This is a genomic window from Devosia sp. ZW T5_3, assembly GCF_044987315.1.
Lineage (GTDB): Bacteria > Pseudomonadota > Alphaproteobacteria > Rhizobiales > Devosiaceae > Devosia.
Genome location: NZ_JBJDRE010000005.1, coordinates 69,429 through 88,590, shown reverse-complemented (window position 1 = coordinate 88,590; position 19,162 = coordinate 69,429). Strand labels below are relative to the sequence as shown.

The following is a 19,162-nucleotide window of genomic DNA, read 5'->3' as shown; positions in this document are numbered from 1 at the left end:
TAAGCATTGCTGGTGCATTGATCCTGCCTGGCCGTCCGGCCGTCGTATCACCCGGAGCTTGCATGCCTCTTCATCGCCGCCTGATGGCCATCCTGGCGCTGGGCGCCGCTTTTGTCGGCCCCGCGCAGGCGGCAAATTTCGACCTCTATGGCGCGGCACCCGCTGAATTGGCGCCGATCCAGCCGGAATCCGACGTCATCGTCATTCTCGGCCTGGGTGTCGGCACGGCTGCCGCCTATGAGGGCGCTTCGGACTATACGATGACGTTCAAGCCCATCATCAAGGTCGAAAAGCTGCAATGGGGCTGGATCGATATCGATGGCGAGAAAAGGCCCGGCGGCTTCAAATTCTCGCCTTCGGCCGGCTATGAGGGCGAGCGCCGCAGCGAAGACCATGCAGCCCTGACCGGGTTCGATGATGTCGGCGCCACTTACGCGCTGGGCGCCCGCATCGGCTATGAATTCGTGTTCGACGACACGCTCTCGGCCGAAATCTATGGCGCGGCGCGCTATGCCTTTGGCGGCGCCAGGGGCTGGGTCGGGGAAGCAGGTGTCGATATCACCGCCAAGCTCACCCCCGAGCTTGAGATTGTCGGCGGTCCCGTCGTCAATTTCGCCTCGGAAGGCTACATGGACAGCTATTTTGGTGTCACCCCGACCGAATCAGCTGCATCGGGCGGACGCGTCGAGGCGTTCGATCCCAGCGGCGGCATCAAATCGGTGGGGGTCAAGCTCGAGGCGCGCTACGAATTCGTCCCCGACACCTTTGTCAGCCTCAACGCCTCCTATAGCAGCTATGTCGGAGACATCAGCCAGTCGCCCGTGGTCAAGGCGGGCAGCGAGCAGCAATTTACCGTCGGGCTAGGCCTGGCGCGGCGCTTCTCGTTCTAGGCTTGCTGCGGAACGCCAAACCGGCAGACCGGCACGCCGGGCACTGCGACGCGGAATTGCACCACGCCGTCGCGTCCCTCCGTGTCACGGCCTGAATTGAGGCTGGTAACAAAGATCGTGCGCATATCCTCCCCGCCGAAACAGGGCATGGTGGGGTGGGCCAGCGGCAGGTCGACCCAGCCGGTCAGCGTACCATCGGGCGCAATGCGGTTGATGCGGCTGCGGCTGGGTGCGGCCGACCAGTAAAAGCCATCCATATCGCATGCGGCCCCATCGGCGCGGCCATTGGCCTCGTCGCGATCGCGCAGCCGGCGGCGATTGGCGATATGCCCGGTGCCGGCATCGAAATCCCAGGCATCCACCCACATCTGCCCGCGGGAATCGGAATGATAGAGCGTGGTCGCTTCCTGGTTCCAGGCCAGCCCGTTGGTGATGGTCACCCCGCTTGCCAGCACACTGACTTCGCCCGTGGGCGTGACGCGATAGAGGCGTCCTTCCGGCTCGCCGGGACTGCCAAAATCCATGCTGCCGACATAAAAGGCGCCGTCCGGGCCCACCTTGCCGTCATTGAACCGCATATTGGGCTTGGCGTGCTCGACCGCAGCAATCAGCGTTCTTGTGCCGGTGGCGATATCGACCAACTCGATTGTCCGCCGGAACGCCACCACCAGCTGCCCCGGACCGGCGAGGCCAAAACTGCCCACCGGCTCGTCAAAGCGCAGCGCCTGCCGCGTGCCGTCGCCCAGCGACAGGGCATGGATCACCCCCGCTTCGATATCGCACCACCAGAGCCGATTCTGTGCAGCGTCCCAGACCGGGCTTTCGCCCACGCCGAAGCGCTCGCGCACCAGAAATGTCACCGGCCCCAGGGCCAATTGCTCACGCGCTGTCTCGCTCACGGCACACTCCCGATTCGGGCCAGACGCCCTGATGACGCTATCTTGCCTCACGGCCCGATTAGTCATACCAACTTTTGCACCGCTCAATCGGCAATCGTGCCACGCCAACACTTTCCGGCGCGCATAAGGGCTTCGGTTCCATGTCCCGCATCCTGCTCACCGGAGCCTCCGGCTATCTGGGAACACAGCTTCGCCCGGCGCTTGTCGCGCAGGGCCATGCCGTGCTGACCACCGATATGCGCCCGGCGCCCGATGGCACGCCGACCGAGCTTGCCGACCTGGCCGATGCCGCAGCCATTGACGCGCTGATGGCGCAGCAGCCCGATGCCGTGCTGCATCTGGGCGGCATGGCCAATGAGGGCGATTGGGACCTGATCCTGCGCGCCAATATCATGGGCTGCTACAATATTTTCGAAGCCGCCCGGCGCCATGGCGTGCGCCGGGTGATCTATGCCTCGTCCTATCACGTGGCCGGTTTCTACCCCACGGCGCAGGCGCCGCTGCCGGTGGATGTGCCTTTTCGCCCCGACACCCTCTACGGCGTCTCCAAGGCTTTCGGAGAGAACCTGGCCCGGTTTTATTTCGACAAATACGGCGTGCAGTCGCTGTCGATCCGCATCTGCTCGGCCCATAGGCCGAAAACGCCGCGCGAATCCCGCAATTGGTGCGATCCCACGGATCTCGCCCGCATGGTCGACCGGGCGCTGAGCGTGGACGAGCTGGGCTGCCAGACCCTTTACGGCATCTCGGACAATCCGGGCGCTTTCTTCACCAACCCGCCCGACAACGCGCTGGGCTGGGCGCCCGAAGGCAGCTCGCTGCTGCACGATTTCCCCGATCCGCATGCGCCCATCGATCTCGAGGATCCGGCCAATATGTTCCTGGGCGGCGGCATGGCGCGCCGCGTCGTAGAATGAAGCCGGTGCAGCACAAGAAGGTCGGCTTCAAGGAAATCGCGCTGGCGGCCGATGTCGCCATTTCGACCGTCTCGCATGTGCTCAATGGCACGGCGCCGATCTCACCTGAAGTCCGCGCCCGCGTGCTCGATGCTGCCGGCCAGCTCGGCTATCTCGCCAAGCGCCGGGAAAAAGCCTCCATTGCCGTGCTGCGCAGCATCTTGCTGGCCGTGCCCAGCGATACGCTGCCGCATAATGAGTTCAATCTGTTCTCCTGGACGCTGCTCAGCACGCTGATGCGCGAATGCGAGCGGCGCGCCATTCGCGTCGTGCCCATCGAAATCGACCGCCCTGACATCAGCGGCGATAGAATCGTGGCCCAAGCCCGCGCCGCCGAGGTGGATGGCATTCTGCTGCTCAGCGAAGATCGGCGCGATATCCTGCATGATATCGCCGCCTCGGAAATTCCCGCCGTTCTGATCAATGGCGAAGACCATGAAATGCAGATCGACAGCGTCACCCCCGGCAATCGCTTTGCTGCCCGCTACGCCACCAATTGGCTGATCGAAGAGGGGCACCGCTCGATCCTGCACCTGACCTGGGAAGGCCGCTCGACCATCCGCCGCCGCCGCGACGGTTTCCTCGACGCCTTCCGCGCCAATGGCCTGCCGCTCGATACCGCCCATATCCATCTGGCCGAAGGCTTTTTGCCCGATCAGGGCGAAGCCGCGCTCACCGCCTGGCTCGCCGAGCATGATGGCCTGGGTGGGGTCACGGCCATTTTCTGTGCCGCCGACAACCTTGCCCTGGGCGCGCTCGCCGCACTCAGCAAGGCCGGGCTGACCCCGCCGCGCGATGTCTCCATTGTCGGCTTTGACGGGGTCGCCATCGGCGAATTGACCACGCCGGCCCTCACCACGGTCAGCGTCCCCCTCGAACATATGGGCACCGCGGCCCTGCATCTGCTTGAACAGCGCATCGTCAACGCCGCCCAGCATCCCCCCGCCCACCGGCTGGAGCTCGGCTGCCGGCTGACCATCCGCAACAGCGCGCGGCGGCTGGTCTAGTCCTCACTCCTCGCCGAACAAATCTGCCAGCAAATGCCGCCGCGCCATTTCCAGCGCTCCGGCCAGCCCGGCTCGCGCGCCGGTATTGCTGGCGACAATCGGCACCGGCCGCTCAAAGCGCGCCGCCAGTTCCGCCTGCACGCGCTCGATCAGCTCCGGCCGCGCACCAACACTGCCGCCCAGCACCACCAGTTCCGGATCAACCAGCGCAATCAGCGACACGATCCCCAGCGCCACATGCCCCGCCAGCTCGTCAATGGTCTGCAGCGCCCGCGCATCCCCCGCCGTGGCGAGGTCAAAAATCGCTCGCACCGACACATCCGCCGCCCCACCGCGCCGGGCGAAGGCTTCGCGAATACCGGCCTCGCCTACCATGGTTTCAAAATGCCCCTGCGCCAGCGAGCGCGCCGTGGTGCGATGGTCGGGCAGCGGCAGATAAGCGATCTCCCCGGCCCCGCCCGTGGCGCCACGCAGCAGCCTGCCATTGACCATCAGGCCCGCGCCGACCCCGGTGCCCAAAGCGATAAAGGCGATATCGCGCTTGCCCTGGCCGCTGCCGCTGGCAACTTCCCCCAGCAATGCCAGATTGACGTCGTTCTCGATCGAGACCGGACAGCCCAGCGCCTTGGTCAGCCGGGCATGCAGGTCGACCGCCTCGAGCCCCGGCAGATTGGCCGCCAGGTTCAAAATGCCCGTCGCCGGATTGACCGCCGCCGGCACACCCACGGTACAGGCCTGCACGCGAAACCGTTGCACCGCGCCAGTCCGCGCCAGCGTCTCGGCCAGCTCCACCAATTGCCCGACCAATTGATCGAGCCCGCCCAAAGCCGTCGGCACCACGGTTTCGGCCAGCACCTTGCCGCGCAGATCGACCAGAGCGGCGGCAATCTTGGTGCCCCCGATATCAAAACCCAGTGCCAAAGCCGCATCGGGCCGCAGCGCATAGCTCAGGCTCGAGCGCCCCGGCAGGCCATTGAGCGGGCCGGCCACCTGCACCAGCCCGCGCTGTTCCAGCACCGAGAGCAATTCGGACACGGCCTGTTTGGAAATCCCGACCCGTTTGGCCAGAGCGGGGCGTTGCAGCGCGCCCGCCTCGATCAGCACCTCCGCCAATTGGCGCAGCTGGTGCGGCGCCGAATTTGAGGCACGTACCTTGGTTAAATCTGCCGGATTCGGCCGTTGTTCGCTAGGCGATTGATTTATCTGCCAATCTTCCATTCAAGATAGACCCCTTCCCCTCCACTCGGCCGCATAATGCCATTCGTGCAAAATTTTTCTAGTTGATTCATACGACGAGTGACGCAATTATGAAAATGTAGCGGCAGAAGCCACCGGAAAGACGAGAAAATCGCGCCGGTTTCAAATGCCCTGCCGGTGGGAGGATCCAACTCATGCAAATGTTTTCATTGTAACGAGGCTGCTTCCGCACAAAGTCACAGGCCGGGCATTGCGCCCAGCCGAGGGAACCCGGTTCATGTTGGGGAGGATTGAGACGATGAATTCCAAGAGATGGGTTGCCGCTTTGGCAACCGGCATCCTGTGCACGACCGGGCTGACGGGTCTGGCCTGGGCCTTCCAGGAAGCCCCGATGCTGACCGAGCTGGTCGAAGCCGGCAGCCTGCCGCCGGTCGATGAACGCCTGCCCACCAAGCCGAGTGTGGTCAGTGCCCTCGAGGTTGGCCAATATGGCGGCACCTGGCGCCGCGCCTTCAGCGGCCCGGGCGATCGCTGGGGCCCCACCAAGCTGATGGAAGAGCGCGTGCTCAAATGGACCGCCGATGCCGATGGCGGCGCCGTGCTGACGCCGGGCTATATCGAAAGCTACGCGGTCAACGAGAACTCCACCGAATTCACCTTCACCCTTCTGGACGGCCTCAAATGGTCCGATGGCGAGCCGGTGACCACCGAAGACGTCGCCTTCTGGTACAATGACATCTTCCTCAACCGCAAAATCGTGCCCACGCTGGAGCCGACCTTTGCGCCGGGCGGCGTGCCTCTCGAACTCGAAGTAGTGGATGCGCGCACCTTCAAGGTGAAATTCGCCCAGCCCTATGTGTATTTCCTGCAAATCCTCGCCAAGGATTCCACCGGGGAGCCGAGCCTGGACCGTCCCAGCTTCCTGTTCCCCAAGCATTACCTGAGCCAGTTCAACAACAATTATGCCAGCGACGAGGAACTGGCAGCAGCGGCGAAAAAGTTCAACGTCGCCGCCTGGACCGATCTATGGGGTTCCAAGGGCGCCGCCACCGCCTGGTGGTCCAATCCGGACCTGCCCGTCATCACTGCCTGGAAGATCGAAACCCCACCGCCGGCCGATACGGTGGTGATGGTGCGCAATCCCTATTATTACGCCGTCGATCAGGCGGGCAACCAGCTCCCCTATATCGACCGCATCGAGCACCGCCTCTATCAGGACCCCGAAACGCTCAACCTGATGATCGCCCAGGGCCAGCTCGACATGCAGGATCGCGGGCTGACCCTCACCAATTTCACCTTCTACAAGGAAAACGAAGCCCGCGGCGGCTATCACACGGTCAATTGGAAGGACACCAATATCTGGTCGCTGGTGCCCAATATGACCGTCAAGGACGAGGTGCTGGCGGCCCTCTTCGCCGACGAAAAAGTGCGCGAAGCCTTCTCCATCGCGGTCGATCGCGAGCTGATCATCGAACTGACCCAGTCGGGCATGGCCCAGCCGATCCAGGCGGCGCCGGTGACCGGCACGCAATATTACAATGCAGAGTTGTCCACCCATTGGACCGAATATGACCCGGACCTGGCCAATCAATTGCTCGACGAAGCGGGCCTTGACCAACGCGACGCCCAGGGGTTTCGGCTGCGCCCGGATGGCAAGCGGTTTAGCCTTGTGGTCGAAACCAGCGACGCGGCCCATGCCAAGACGCTGGAATTGCTGACCGAAAACTATGCCGAAGTGGGCATTGAAATGCTGCCCCGCGTCATCGACCGCACCCAGTGGGACAATAACCGCGCCAATAACGACTTCCAGATGCACTGGATCCCGTTCGACCGCATGACCTATCTGCCCGCCGACCCGCGCCGCCTGATGGGCTGGGACGGTTATGGCAACGAGTATTTCAAATGGTACAGCACGGACGGCGCCGAAGGCATCGAGCCGCCCGCCGACGACCCGGTCCGCGAGATCTGGGCCCTCTGGGACAAAGCCTCACAATCAGCCTCGATCGAGGAAGCCGATGTCTCGGTCAACGAAATGGCCCGCATCTTTACCGAACAGGGTTGGGTAATCGGGGTCTATGGCGAAGGCCCGGTGGTCAATATCGTCGGCAATACCATGCAGAACGTGCAGCCCGATCTGGTGCAGGACGACATCTTCCGCGGCATTGGCCTGGCCCGCACCCAGCAGTTCTGGCTCAGCCAGCCCTGATAGACGCAACGGCGCGCGGAGCCCCAGGCCCCGCGCGCCATCTCGGCCCCACGGCCCGGACTCCAAGCCGGGCCGTGGCGTGCCGGCAAGGGGAGAGAACTGCAGTATGATTGCCTTTATCGGGCGGCGTGCGCTTCTGGCGATACCGACGCTGATCTTTATCTCGTTCATATCCTTCGTGATCATCCAGCTGCCGCCGGGCGATTATGTCACCTCCTACGCGGCCCAGTTGCGCCAGCAGGGCGACTACATTTCCATCGCGCAGGAAGCGATCATGCGGCAGAATCTGGGGCTCAACGACCCCATTCTGGTGCAATATTGGCGCTGGATTTCCAATATCGTGTTCCGCGGCGATTTCGGCCATTCCCTGGAATGGAATGCCCCGGTGGGCAGCCTGATCTGGGACCGGCTGGCGCTCACCCTCGCCATTTCCTCGCTCAGCCTGGTCTTTACCTGGATCATCGCCATTCCCGTCGGCGTCTATTCGGCCACGCGGCAATATTCCATTCTCGACCACCTCTTCACGGTCTTCGGCTTCCTCGGCAAGGGCGTGCCCGATTTCCTGCTCGCGCTGATCCTGATGTGGATCGGCTTCATGTATCTGAATATCGATGTGGGCGGGCTGTTCTCCCCGCAATATCAGAACGCCCCCTGGAGCTGGGACAAGGTTGTCAACCTGCTCTCCCATCTGTGGATTCCGCTGGTCGTGCTGGCAACGGGCGGTGCGGCCGGCCTGATCCGCGTCATGCGCGCCAATATGCTCGACGAATTGGGCAAGCCCTATGTCGAGACCGCCTATGCGCAGGGCCTTTCCGAGCGCCAGGTGGTGTGGAACTACCCCGTGCGCGTGGCGCTCAATCCCTTCATCTCCACCGTCGGCTGGTCGCTGCCGGCTTTGTTCTCGGGCGACGTGATCACCGCCGTCGTGCTCAACCTGCCCACCACCGGCCCATTACTGCTGCAGGCCCTCAAGATGCAGGACATGTATCTGGCGGGTAGCTTCATCCTCATCCTCAGCGTCTTTACCGTGATCGGCACGCTGGTCTCCGATATCCTGCTGGCGTGGTTCGACCCGCGCATCCGCTACGCGTGAGGAGTGCGCCCGTGACCGATTCCGCCCTCGAAGCCCCTAAAGTCCGCGACCACAAGGAAGACCTCTTCACCGCCAAGCCCTGGCAATTGGTGTGGCGGCGCTTTTCCAAGCACATGCTCGCCGTCATCTCGCTGTGGTTCCTGATCCTGCTGGCGCTGACCGCCATCTTTGCCGATCAGGTGGCGCCCTATGATCCGTTTAAGGTGCAGCGCCTGCGCACCCTCGCGCCGCCCACCGGCATTCACCTGTTCCACGAAGGCCAGTTCGTCGGCCCCTTCGTCTATGGCCTGTCGCGCGAACGCGATCCCAATACCGCCCGCGTGCTCTACGAGGCCGATCCTGAAACGGTGCTGCCGATCCAGTTCTTCTACCAGGGCGACGACTACAATTTCCTCGGCCTGTTCAAGTCCAATATCCACCTCTTCGGCGTCGACGATCGCCGCGAGCAGATCAACCTGCTCGGCACCGACGATCTGGGCCGTGACGTCTTCTCCCGCCTCATGCATGGTGGCCGCGTCACCTTGTCGGCGGGCCTGATCGGGGTGGTCTTTGCCTTCGTGCTCGGCCTCACGCTGGGCTCGATCTCGGGCTATTTCGGCGGCTGGATCGATTCTTCCATCCAGCGCCTGATGGAGTTCATCCGCTCCATTCCCACCATCCCCTTATGGATGGGTCTGGCCGCGGCCCTGCCCATCGCCTGGGACCCGATCTTTGTCTATGTGCTGATCACCCTCATTCTGGCGCTGATCGGCTGGACCCATCTGGCGCGTGTGGTGCGCGGGCAATTCATGGCCATCCGCAACGAGGATTTCGTGATGGCGGCCCGGCTGGCCGGCGCCTCGGAATACCGCATCATCACCAAGCATATGCTGCCCTCGATGACCTCTTACATCATCGCGGCGCTCACGCTCGCCGTGCCCGAAATGATCCTGGGCGAAACCGCGCTCAGTTTCCTCGGCCTGGGCCTGCGTCCCCCCGTCGTCAGCTGGGGCGTGCTGCTGCAGGATGCACAGAACCTGCGCTCGATCTCGATGGCGCCCTGGCTGCTTTCGCCGGGCCTGGCGGTGGTGCTCACCGTTTTGGCCTTCAATTTCCTCGGCGATGGCCTGCGCGACGCGGCCGATCCTTATGGGCAATAGCATCATGACCAATTCCATGCCTGAAAACCGGCTGCTCGAACTGGACAATGTGCAGGTGCAGTTTCCCATGCGCGAGGGCCTGGTCAAGGCCGTCAATGGCGTCTCCTACCATGTCAACAAGGGCGAAGTGCTGGGGATTGTCGGCGAGAGCGGGTCGGGCAAATCCATCACCGCCCGCGCCATCATGCGTCTGCTGCCCAAGAATGCCAAAGAGACCGGCGGCAGCATTCGCCTGCGTCCCCGCACCGGGGAAGAGTTCGAGCTCTCCGCGCTCGATCGCAATAGCCGCGCCGTGCGCCAGGTGCGCGGCAATCATATCGGCATGATCTTTCAGGAGCCGATGACCGCGCTCTCCCCGGTCCACACCATCGGCACCCAGATCATGCGCACCGTGCAATTGCATAAGGGGCTGAGCAAACCCGATGCCCGCGCCCGCGCCATCGACCTCCTTGCCAAAGTGCAGATGCCGCGCCCCGCCCAATTGGTCGATGCCTATCCCCACCAGCTCTCGGGCGGCATGCGTCAGCGCGCCATGATTGCGCTGGCCATTTCCTGTGACCCGAGCCTGCTCATCGCTGACGAGCCGACCACCGCGCTCGACGTCACCACCGAAGCCCAGATCATCGAATTGCTCAAGGAGCTCAAATCCGAGCTGGGCATGGCCATCGTCTTCATCACCCACAATTTCGGCGTCGTCGCTGATATCGCCGACCGCGTCTCGGTGATGTATCTGGGCCGCATTGTCGAAACCGCCGATGTCGACGACATTTTCTACGCCCCCAAGCATCCCTATACCCAGGCGCTGCTACGCTCCATTCCGCGCCTTGGCGTCGATCAGGGCCGGCGCCTGCCCACCATTCCGGGCATGGTGCCCGATCCGTTCAGCGTGCCCAATGGCTGCGCCTTCAACCCGCGCTGCATCCATGCCGTGCCGGGTCTGTGCGACACCAAAGTGCCGCCCGAGCTCCGCTTTGGCAGCCAGATGTCGCGCTGCCATATTGCCGAGCAATTCGCCCAAACCGAACAGCAGGAGCCAGCCCATGTTTGATCCCGGCCTGACCCTTGCCGATGACACGCTGATCTCGGTGCGCGGGCTCAAGAAATATTTCCCCATCCATGCCGGCTGGCGCAAGCGCCATGTCGGGGACATCAAGGCGATTGACGACGTTTCCCTCGATATCAAAAAGGGCGAAACCTTTGGCCTGGTCGGGGAAAGCGGCTCGGGCAAATCCACCGTCGCAAGACTGATGCTGCGCGCCTATAGCCTCACCGATGGGCAAATCCTGTTCCGCCGCGCTTCGGGCGAAGTGGTCGATATTTCCAGCCTCTCCGAGCGGGGCATGCGCGAGATGCGCCAGGAAATGCAGATGATTTTCCAGGATCCCTATTCCTCGCTCAATCCGCGCATGACCCTGCTCGAATTGGTTGGCGAACCCATGGTGATCCATGGCGTGGGCAATCAGGCGCAAATCCGCGACCGGGTGGCCGAATTGCTCAGCGTTGTTGGTCTGCGTCCCGAATTCCTCACCCGCTATCCGCATGCCTTTTCCGGTGGCCAGCGCCAGCGCATCGGCATTGCCCGGGCCCTGGCGCTCAATCCCAGTTTCATCGCTGCCGACGAAGCCGTCTCGGCGCTCGACGTCTCGGTGGCCGCCCAGAACATCAACCTGCTGCAGGATTTGCAGGAGCAGTTCGGCCTCACCTATTTGTTCATCACCCACGATCTGGGCATGGTCGAACATATCGCCGACCGTATCGGCGTCATGTATCTGGGCCGCATCATGGAGATCGCGCCCACCCACGATCTCTTCAGCAAGCCGCTCCATCCCTATACCGAAGCGCTGATGGCCGCCGTGCCGCAGCCCGATCCGCGCGGCAACCGCACCCGCAAGCGCGTGCCGCTCAAGGGCGAAATCGCCAACGCCGCCAATCCGCCTTCGGGATGCCTGTTCCACCCGCGCTGCCCCTATGCGCAGGAGCGCTGCGCCAGCGAAGAGCCGGCGCTGCGCGCCCTGCCATCGGGCCGCCAGGTGCGGTGTCACTTTGCCGACGAATTGAGCCTGACTGGCGCCGTTGCGGCCGCTCAACGTTAACAGTCCGCTAACCAAATCGGGTCCTATGTCAAAACCGCTTCTCATCCTCAACCGTGGCGAAAGCCTTGCCGCCTGGGCCCTGTCGCCGGTCATGGCCACGCCCTTTCCGGGCATTCCGGCGCCCGCGGAAGACAGCCAAAACTACAAATATATCAATGGCTTCGTCGACGTCGGCGACCTACCTTGCCGCGTCGCCACCTGGCGCGACGTCGCCACCCGCACTGTCACGCTCGACACCAGCTGGCCGGTCGAAAGCCTTTATCTGCCCGGCGCCAACCGCCGCGTCGAATTTAGCCAATTCCGCTCCACCCCAACACGTTTGGCCCGCTGGTGCCGCACCAGTCTGAGTGCCCCGGTTGACCGCTATTGCTCCTTCCGCCTCTCGACGCGAGGGGGTGTGCATATCTGGGTCGATGGCGAAATAGCTGCGCGTTTTGAACCCTTTACCCGCAATTCCACCGAGCAAAGCGTCGTCCACCTGCCCATCAAGGCGGCTGGCAGCGACATCGTCGTCCTCACCGAAGACATGGCCGAGCGCGACACCAATTGGTTCTTCGAACTCACCCTGCTCGACGACGTCCCCCTCGCCGTCCACCTCCCCGGCGCCCCGGCTGACGCCCACCTCGGCACACTCAAAGCGTTGGCCGCAGAAGTCCGGCCAGCCGGGGAATTTACCGGCCCAAACGACCCGCTGGTGCTCGAATTCGACACGCCGGCAAGCCTTTCCGTCGCCATCCACGCCAAGGTCGGCTCGACCTCGCATGCCAAGCACACCATGCTCGACCGCACGGTAACCCTCAACGCCGGCGAGACAAAAGTCACCCTCTGCCGCGGCGACGAATTGCCCGAAGGCTATCACATTCTCGATCTGACCTTCATCGTCGACGACACCCGTGTCTCCCGCCAGATCGCCTGTGCGATCATCCATGACATCGCCCCCCAGCCCCGCCATACCGACATTGCCGAACGCAAGCGCGAAGCGCTGCTGCACAGCGCCAGGGAAGGCGAAATGCGCATGGGCACGGCCCTCGCCATGCTGGCCGCGGGCCTGTCACCCGACCAGCGTTTCCGCGACATTCTCGAGGAAACACTGACCATTATCGAGGAGCGATGGGACTGCGCCGATTTCATCAGCGTCCCCCTGCTCTGGGCCTTCGCCCGGCATGCCGACCAATTCCCCGCCGATCTGCGTGCTCGCACCGAAACGGCCCTGCTCAATTTCCGCTATTGGGTGGATGAGCCGGGCAATGACGTCATGTGGTTCTGGAGCGAGAACCATGCTTTGTGCTTCCACGTTTCCCAGCTGATGGCCGGGCAGATCTTCCCCGATGGCCACTTCACCGCCGCCAATCGCAACGGAAACGAACAAGCCCGCCTCGCCGCCGAGCGGCTGCATCTGTGGTTCGACGCGGTCGAGGCAGAGGGCCTCGCCGAATGGAATTCGTCGGCCTATTACCCCGTTGATTTCATCGGCGTTTTGGCCCTGGTCGAATTCGCGCCTACTGACATTGCTGCCCGGGCCCGCCGCGTCACCGACCGCATCTTCACCATGATGGCGCTGCACACATTGGGCGGCGTTCCGGCCGGCAGCATGGGCCGCGCCTATGACAAGGAATTGCGCGCCGGCCCGCTCACCGAACTCGCCCCCTTCGCGACGGTCGCTTTCGGCAAGGGCTGGCTCAATCAGGGCGTTGCCTCGCTTCCAATGTTCGCGGCGGGCAGCTATTTGCCGCCGCCCGAGTTGGGCAGTCTGGCTTGGCCCGAGCCGAGCAGCGCCATCACGGCCCATTACACCCAAGGCTATGACCACGCCGCCCATCTCAGCCTCTTCAAGACCCCGGCCGTGCAGCTCTCGAGCAATGCCGGCGCCAAGCCGGGCGGCTATGGGCATCAACAGCATGTCGTTGACGTGCTGTTCTCTGCCCATCCGCTAGCCCGGAGCTGGATCAACCATCCCGGCGAAGACGATCCCTGGGGCAGCCAGCGCCCTTCCTATTGGGCCGGCAATGGCGTGCTCCCCCGCGCCGCCCAGCACGAAAATATTGCTTTCCTGCTCTACGATTTGGGCAGCAATCCGCGCCTCGATTTCACCCATGCCTATGTCTCGCAGGCGGGCGTCGAAGCCTATCTCATCGACGGCGCGCTGATCCTGCGCTCGGGCAATGGCCTGCTGGCCTACAAGGCCACCGCCCCGCTGGAGCCCGTCACCAAAGGCCCCAGCAAGGGTCGCGAATATCGCTGTTATGGCAGGGTCATGGGCTGGGTGGCCTTGGTCGCCGAGGGCGATGACATCCACGCCTTCGCCCGCCGCATCGCCGGGCTCGATCTCAGTCTTGACGGCCGTCACTTGACGCTGACAGGCTTGCCCAGTGGCAGTATCGAACTGGATTGGACTGCTGGGCTATCGGTGGACGGCAAGGCCGTCGCCCACCCCAATATGAGCATTGAGCCCCTGATCCAGCGGCGAAAACTCAGCGAGACGATGGCGGGGTAAAGCACCCCCGCTATTTCGGCCCCGGATCCATCAACACATGGATCCGGTCCGCCCCCAATCGCGCCAGCTTCAGCATCAGCGCCTTGCGCCGTGCGGGGGCCATGGGCGTGTCGGGACTATCGCGCAGGATCGCCCCGTCATGCCCATCGGCCACGATCAGGCCCTCGCTCTCGGGAAAGATCCCGGCATCCAGCTCGGGCGGCTTGGCGAAGAAAAACCGGTCGGAAAATTCCCGGTATTCGTGCCATTTTTTGTCGACCTGGAAATCGATGAGGCTCGACTTGATCTCGACGATCCAGATCTCGCCCTTGGGTCCCACGCCCAGCACATCGGCCCGCCGGCCGCTGCGCAAGGTCACCTCGGCATAGCAAGCCATGTCATAGGTTTCGCGCAGGAGCCGCATCACCCCGCGCTGCACGCGCAGCGCGGTGGCCGATTGGCGCAGGTCGACAATGGGCGGCAGCTCAGCCATGCGGCGGCACGGGCTCCGGCGGCAGGCCATGCGGATTGTCCACCTTGCGCGGGCCGAGCGCGAAGCTGGCCGCCCACAACCCCGCCACCAGGAGCGGCAGGCAGATCAGGTAGGAATTGCGGATGCCCAGATATTCGGCAACGAAGCCCAATAGCGGCGGCGCGAGGAAGAACACCACGAAGCTCACCTGCCCCAGCGCCGCAACATTGACCGCAGCCGGTCGGTCGGTGCGCTGCGCCGCCGCCGAAACGGCCAGCGGATAGACGGCCGAACAGCCAATGCCCATCAGCGAGAAGCCGGCCAGTGCTATCCAGGTTTCGGGCGCCAGCCCCACCATCAGCACGCCGATCGCCGCCAATACGAGCAGCACCATGGCCACATTGCGTGGACCATAGCGCGCCACCACCGGATCGGCGGTCAGCCGCATCGCCGCCATGAAGAAGGCAAACAGCGTCAGCCCCATGCCGCCGACGAAGGGCTGGGCGGAAAACACGTCGCGCATGTAGATGGCCGACCAGTCGATGCCTGCCCCTTCGACAAGGAAGGCGGCAAAACCGATAATGCAGAGCGGCACCAGACCCCAATTGGGAAAGGCGATGCGGTGCGCGCCGGCATCATGGCCCTGCCCCTTAGGCTTGGGCGCCGCCACCATGCCGAAAAACATGTAGCCGCCCACCAGCACGACGATCACCGCGATGATCCCCATATGCCATTGGGCGCTGAGCCCCGATTGGCGGATCATGGCGCCGAACAAAGCCGTGACGAAGAAACCGACACTCCAGAACCCGTGGGCACGGTTCATGTAGCGCTTGCCGCTGGCCGTTTCGAGCCGGTCGGTCTCGACATTGAGATTGATTTCCAGCGCTCCGGACAAGAGCCCGGTGAAGAACATCACGACGAACACTGCCGGCGCCACCGGCAACCAGGGGATCAGCGCAAACAGCAAGGATGGCCCCAGCACAGTGACCAGGGCGGTGGTGCGCGGCCCGACCTTTTCGATCACGGGCGAGCCAAAGGTCAGCGAAATCAGCGAGCCGAGCGACATGCCGATCATGGTCAGGCCCAGCTGGCTTTCCGAAACCCCCAGATGCGTCTGGATATCGGGCAGCCGCGCCATCAGGGCGCCGGTGGTGATGGCAAACAGGAAAAAGCCCGCATAGATGCGGTATTGAGGCGCGATAATCATGGGGTCACGGTCGATCTGATAGGTTTGGGGCCCAGGGCTGAGGCGGCGAACAGGCTCAACGCGACGAGCGGCAGCCCGATGCCGAAGGCCCAGCGAATGCCGAAATGCTCGGCGATATAGCCCAGCAGCGGCGGTCCCAGGAGGAAAGCGACAAAGGAAATCTGCGCCAAGGCCGCCACATTGACGGCGGCCGGCCGGTCGGTGCGCTGCGCCGCCGCCGACATGGCCAGCGGGAAGATGGCACTGGTGCCCACCCCCATCAGCGCCAGGCCGACATAAGCAGCCCATTGCGCGGGAGTGAAAAACACCAGCAGCGTGCCGATGCCCAGAATGGTCAGCAGGCCCCGCGCCACGATCACCGGGCTCCAGCGCTCGACGAAACTATCGGCGAAGAACCGCGTCACCGCCTGCGCGCCGGCGCCCAAAGCCACCGCGAAACCAGCCCAGAACGGGGCCGCGCCGAACACATCGCGCATATAGATGGCTGACCAGTCGATACCGGCGCCCTCCATGATCATGGCCGACAGGCACACCGTCACCAGCACGAGAATGGCCAGGGTTGGGCGGGCAAAGCGCGGTCCCGGCTCGGTGCTGCCGCCGGTGCGGTGCTCGGCCGGCTCGAAGCGTCCCAAGAGCACGGCCGTTGCCAGCGCGATGACCGGCACCATGATCAGCAGATGCAATTGCGGCGACAGCCCGGTCTGGGCGATCAGCGAACCTACCAGCCCGGCGCCAAAAATGCCGAAGCTCCAGAAAGCATGCGAGCGGTTCATGATGCGCCGGCCGATGGCATGTTCCACCCGGTCGGCTTCGAGATTGACGATGATTTCTACCGCGCCGATGGTCAGCCCGACCGGCACCAATAACAGGAACAGCATGAGCGGGGTGGTCGCCCAGCTGGCCAAGGCGTAAAACGCGGCCAGCAGCGGCAATGCCGTCAGCAGCGTACGGCGATAGCCGATGCGCTCGATGATCGGGCCGGCAAAGGTCAGCGAGATCAGCGTGCCCATGGCCGCCCCGATCAACGCAAAACCCAGGGCGCCTTCGCCCACGCCCATGGCGCGCTGAATATCGGGCAGGCGGGGATACAGGCTCCCCATGCAAAATGAATAAACAAAGAACGCCCCATAGACCTTGATCTGGGGCGGCAGCTCAATGCCGAATCTCATAATAAAAGCTACTCGCAAACAGAAGCGAGGCGCACGCTAGTGCATTTCGCCAAGGAGTAAAATAGGGCCTGCAAGCGCTTTAGCGACATTATTATAACGTTGCAACTCGATCACAGCGCCATTGCGGCGCTCACTGATGTCCCGGCCGCTCGCCCCGGAACAGCGCCCCGTGCTCACCCATCAATTTGGCAATCCGATCGGCCACCGCGCGCACGGCGGGGGTGTGACGCTCCTCATGGTGGCTGACCAGCCATTGGTCGGTTTCGAGTTCGGCGATCAGCGGCGCCACGCGGATCAACCTTGGATCGCTGTCGCCCACGAAACACGGAAACACCGAAAGCCCGGCCCCGGCTGCCACCAATTCGCGCACGCTCATCGAATCATTGCCGCGCACGGCGATGCGGTCGCCATGGCGCGCCTGCATCCAGCGGGCCGACTGGGTCTGGGCGCCATCGCCGGCAATGCCGACGAAATATCCGGCGGCAATGCCATTGACCAAGTTGAGGCCCGAATAGAGGCCATAGGCCACCTTGCCGATCAGCCGCCCGGCCAGCCATTGCTCGGAGGGACGCTGGTTGCGAATGCCCAGATCGGCATTGCGTCGGCCGATATCGATTTTCTCATTGGCGGTGACCAGTTCGAGCCCGAAGCGGTCCTCGACGCTCCACAGCGTTCCGATATGGGAGCCGAGAAAGGCCGAGGTCCAGGCGCCGGCCGAAACCCGCACCACCCGCTCGCCGATCGCCCCCTCCTTCCAGCGCTTGAGCGAGAGCATGGCCGTCTCGACATCCTCGGCGCGGGCCAGCAGCGCCTCGCCGGCCGGGGTCAGGCGATAGCCGGTCTGGGAGCGGGCAAACAGTGGCTCGCCCAATTGGCGTTCGAGCGCGGTGATGCGGCGACCCAAAGTGGCGGCGCTCAGGCCGGTCGTCGCCGTAGCGACGCTCAATCCTCCCAGCCGCGCCACGTCCAGGAACAGCCTCAGATCGTCCCAGCTGAAATCCATTTTTCATTTCTGCAAAGTGCGTTGCGTTCTTGAGCATAGCGGCAGGCCACGAATTTGCGCAAGTATGGCTGCAACGGCACCAGAAAAGGCGCCGAGCGGAAATCAAAACAGCCAAATCTGCAAAGCCGGTGGTGTCGCTGCCGGCCACGGGTTCGGCTTTGCCTGAAGGAACACTGCAATGCTGCAAACTCTGCTCCGCCGCGTCCACGCCGTCTGGCAGGACCATGTCGCCCTGCGCACCCTGCGCGGCATGGACGACCGCCAGCTCGCCGATCTGGGCACCAGCCGCGACTGCCTCGCCGATTTCGTCCGCACTCACTAGGGAATCCATCATGACCTTCTCCAAATTCCGCTCCATCGGCCGCTCCGGTATCGAGGCCAGTGCCATCGGCATGGGTTGCTGGGCCATTGGCGGCCCCTTCCTGCTCAATGGCAAATCCGATGGCTGGGGCGATATCGACGATGCCCAATCGGTCCGCGCCATCCAGGTGGCGCTCGAACTGGGCGCGACCCTGTTCGACACCGCCGATGCCTATGGCACCGGCCACAGCGAAAGCGTGCTCGGCCGGGCTTTGGCCGGGCGCCGCAGCGATGCGGTCATTGCCACCAAGTTCGGCTATACCTATGATTCCAGGGCCAAGGCGCTGCTCGCCACCGATGTGAGCCCAGCCTATGTGCAATGGGCCTGCACCCAATCGCTGGCCCGGCTGGGCACCGACTATATCGATCTGCTGCAGATCCATGTCGGCGAGCTGGCCGACACTGCGGCCGATGCTGCCGGCGAAGCACTGGAACAGCTTGCCGAGAGCGGCCAGATCCGCGCCTGGGGCTGGAGCACCGACAATGCTGCCGCGGCCGTCCGCATGGTCAAATTCCCCCATTTTGCCGCCGTGCAGCAGGAATTGAGTGTGTTCCACGATGGGCCCGATATGCTCGAACTCTGCGCCGAACAGAACCTTGCCAGCCTCAATCGCTCGCCTTTGGCCATGGGCATGCTGACCGGCAAATTCACCGCCGCTTCGGTGCTGCCTAGCTCGGATGTGCGCGGCGCCGGGCATGAATGGGTGCGCTTCTTCAAAGATGGCAAGCCATTGCCCGAAGCCCTGGCGAGGATCGAGGCCATTCGCGAGCTGCTGACCAGTGGCGGGCGCAGCCCGGCGCAGGGCGCGCTGGGCTGGATATTGGCCCGCTCGCCACACACGCTGCCCGTCCCGGGCTTTAAATCCGAGGCGCAGGTGCGCGACAATCTGGGCGCGCTTGAAAAGGGTCCGCTGCCCGCCGCCACCATGGCCGAAGTCACCGCCATCCTGGATGAGATCGCCGAGCCTGCCCTCGCCTGATCGCAAAAAAAGGAGCAC

17 protein-coding genes are annotated in these 19,162 nt (G+C 63.7%); 11 read left to right on the top strand and 6 right to left on the bottom strand.

The features are described 5' to 3' along the window. Nucleotides 1-62 precede the first annotated feature (62 nt). Entirely contained in the window at nt 63-890 is an 828-nt protein-coding gene (locus tag ACI3KW_RS07915; protein ID WP_404847617.1) for a MipA/OmpV family protein, read from the top strand. Here ACI3KW_RS07915 and ACI3KW_RS07910 read toward each other — a convergent pair. Continuing rightward, entirely contained in the window at nt 887-1,789 is a 903-nt protein-coding gene (locus tag ACI3KW_RS07910) for an SMP-30/gluconolactonase/LRE family protein (protein WP_404847616.1), read from the bottom strand. The two genes, ACI3KW_RS07915 and ACI3KW_RS07910, sit on opposite strands and share 4 nt — an antisense overlap. A 140-nt stretch (nt 1,790-1,929) precedes the next feature. Between ACI3KW_RS07910 and ACI3KW_RS07905 the strand changes: the two genes are divergently transcribed. Together ACI3KW_RS07905 and ACI3KW_RS07900 are read left to right on the top strand one after the other, a co-directional pair. Further along, nucleotides 1,930-2,706 carry an NAD-dependent epimerase/dehydratase family protein gene (locus tag ACI3KW_RS07905; RefSeq protein ID WP_404847615.1) on the top strand — a complete coding sequence of 259 codons (777 nt, stop codon included), beginning with the start codon at nt 1,930-1,932 and terminating at the stop codon, nt 2,704-2,706. Beyond that, a complete protein-coding gene (locus ACI3KW_RS07900) occupies nt 2,703-3,752 on the top strand; it encodes a LacI family DNA-binding transcriptional regulator (protein ID WP_404847614.1) in 1,050 nt (349 codons plus the stop codon). Before ACI3KW_RS07905 ends, ACI3KW_RS07900 begins: the two co-directional genes overlap by 4 nt. Before the next feature lie 3 nt (nt 3,753-3,755). Here ACI3KW_RS07900 and ACI3KW_RS07895 read toward each other — a convergent pair whose 3' ends face one another. Continuing rightward, complete coding sequence (locus ACI3KW_RS07895; protein WP_404847613.1) at nt 3,756-4,970, bottom strand: ROK family protein; 1,215 nt, start codon at nt 4,968-4,970, stop codon at nt 3,756-3,758. A 277-nt stretch (nt 4,971-5,247) separates the two neighbouring features. Here ACI3KW_RS07895 and ACI3KW_RS07890 point away from each other — a divergent pair, with 277 nt between their 5' ends. The 6 genes from ACI3KW_RS07890 to ACI3KW_RS07865 all read left to right on the top strand — a co-directional run bounded on the left by ACI3KW_RS07890 (nt 5,248) and on the right by ACI3KW_RS07865 (nt 13,974). Then, entirely contained in the window at nt 5,248-7,155 is a 1,908-nt protein-coding gene (locus ACI3KW_RS07890; protein WP_404847612.1) for an ABC transporter substrate-binding protein, read from the top strand. A 106-nt stretch (nt 7,156-7,261) separates the two neighbouring features. Then, entirely contained in the window at nt 7,262-8,248 is a 987-nt protein-coding gene (locus ACI3KW_RS07885) for an ABC transporter permease (RefSeq protein WP_113121050.1), read from the top strand. A gap of 11 nt (nt 8,249-8,259) precedes the next feature. Further along, on the top strand, nt 8,260-9,387 hold the full coding sequence (locus ACI3KW_RS07880) for an ABC transporter permease (RefSeq protein ID WP_404847611.1): 1,128 nt from the start codon (nt 8,260-8,262) through the stop codon (nt 9,385-9,387). A gap of 4 nt (nt 9,388-9,391) precedes the next feature. After that, a complete protein-coding gene (locus ACI3KW_RS07875) occupies nt 9,392-10,435 on the top strand; it encodes an ABC transporter ATP-binding protein (protein WP_404847610.1) in 1,044 nt (347 codons plus the stop codon). Next, nucleotides 10,428-11,480, top strand: a complete 1,053-nt coding sequence (locus ACI3KW_RS07870; protein WP_404847609.1) for an ABC transporter ATP-binding protein — start codon at nt 10,428-10,430, stop codon at nt 11,478-11,480. The genes ACI3KW_RS07875 and ACI3KW_RS07870 overlap by 8 nt, the downstream gene beginning before the upstream one ends. Before the next feature lie 25 nt (nt 11,481-11,505). Further along, complete coding sequence (locus ACI3KW_RS07865; RefSeq protein ID WP_404847608.1) at nt 11,506-13,974, top strand: hypothetical protein; 2,469 nt, start codon at nt 11,506-11,508, stop codon at nt 13,972-13,974. 10 nt (nt 13,975-13,984) lie between these two features. Here ACI3KW_RS07865 and ACI3KW_RS07860 read toward each other — a convergent pair whose 3' ends face one another. The 4 genes from ACI3KW_RS07860 to ACI3KW_RS07845 all read right to left on the bottom strand — a co-directional run bounded on the left by ACI3KW_RS07860 (nt 13,985) and on the right by ACI3KW_RS07845 (nt 17,804). Continuing rightward, nucleotides 13,985-14,446: an MmcB family DNA repair protein gene (locus ACI3KW_RS07860; RefSeq protein ID WP_404847607.1), complete on the bottom strand. Its 462-nt coding sequence runs from the start codon at nt 14,444-14,446 to the stop codon at nt 13,985-13,987. Continuing rightward, a complete protein-coding gene (locus ACI3KW_RS07855) occupies nt 14,439-15,632 on the bottom strand; it encodes an MFS transporter (protein WP_113121045.1) in 1,194 nt (397 codons plus the stop codon). Before ACI3KW_RS07855 ends, ACI3KW_RS07860 begins: the two co-directional genes overlap by 8 nt. Beyond that, nucleotides 15,629-16,801, bottom strand: coding sequence for an MFS transporter (locus tag ACI3KW_RS07850; protein ID WP_262170483.1), 1,173 nt, complete (start codon nt 16,799-16,801; stop codon nt 15,629-15,631). Before ACI3KW_RS07850 ends, ACI3KW_RS07855 begins: the two co-directional genes overlap by 4 nt. 130 nt (nt 16,802-16,931) lie before the next feature. Next, on the bottom strand, nt 16,932-17,804 hold the full coding sequence (locus tag ACI3KW_RS07845) for a LysR family transcriptional regulator (RefSeq protein ID WP_404847606.1): 873 nt from the start codon (nt 17,802-17,804) through the stop codon (nt 16,932-16,934). Nucleotides 17,805-17,982: 178 nt separating this feature from the next. On the opposite strand from ACI3KW_RS07845, the gene ACI3KW_RS07840 reads away from it, so the two are divergent. Both ACI3KW_RS07840 and ACI3KW_RS07835 read left to right on the top strand, forming a co-directional pair. Beyond that, nucleotides 17,983-18,126: a DUF1127 domain-containing protein gene (locus ACI3KW_RS07840; protein WP_404847605.1), complete on the top strand. Its 144-nt coding sequence runs from the start codon at nt 17,983-17,985 to the stop codon at nt 18,124-18,126. Nucleotides 18,127-18,136: 10 nt separating this feature from the next. Then, a complete protein-coding gene (locus ACI3KW_RS07835; RefSeq protein ID WP_404847604.1) occupies nt 18,137-19,144 on the top strand; it encodes an aldo/keto reductase in 1,008 nt (335 codons plus the stop codon). Nucleotides 19,145-19,162: the final 18 nt, after the last annotated feature.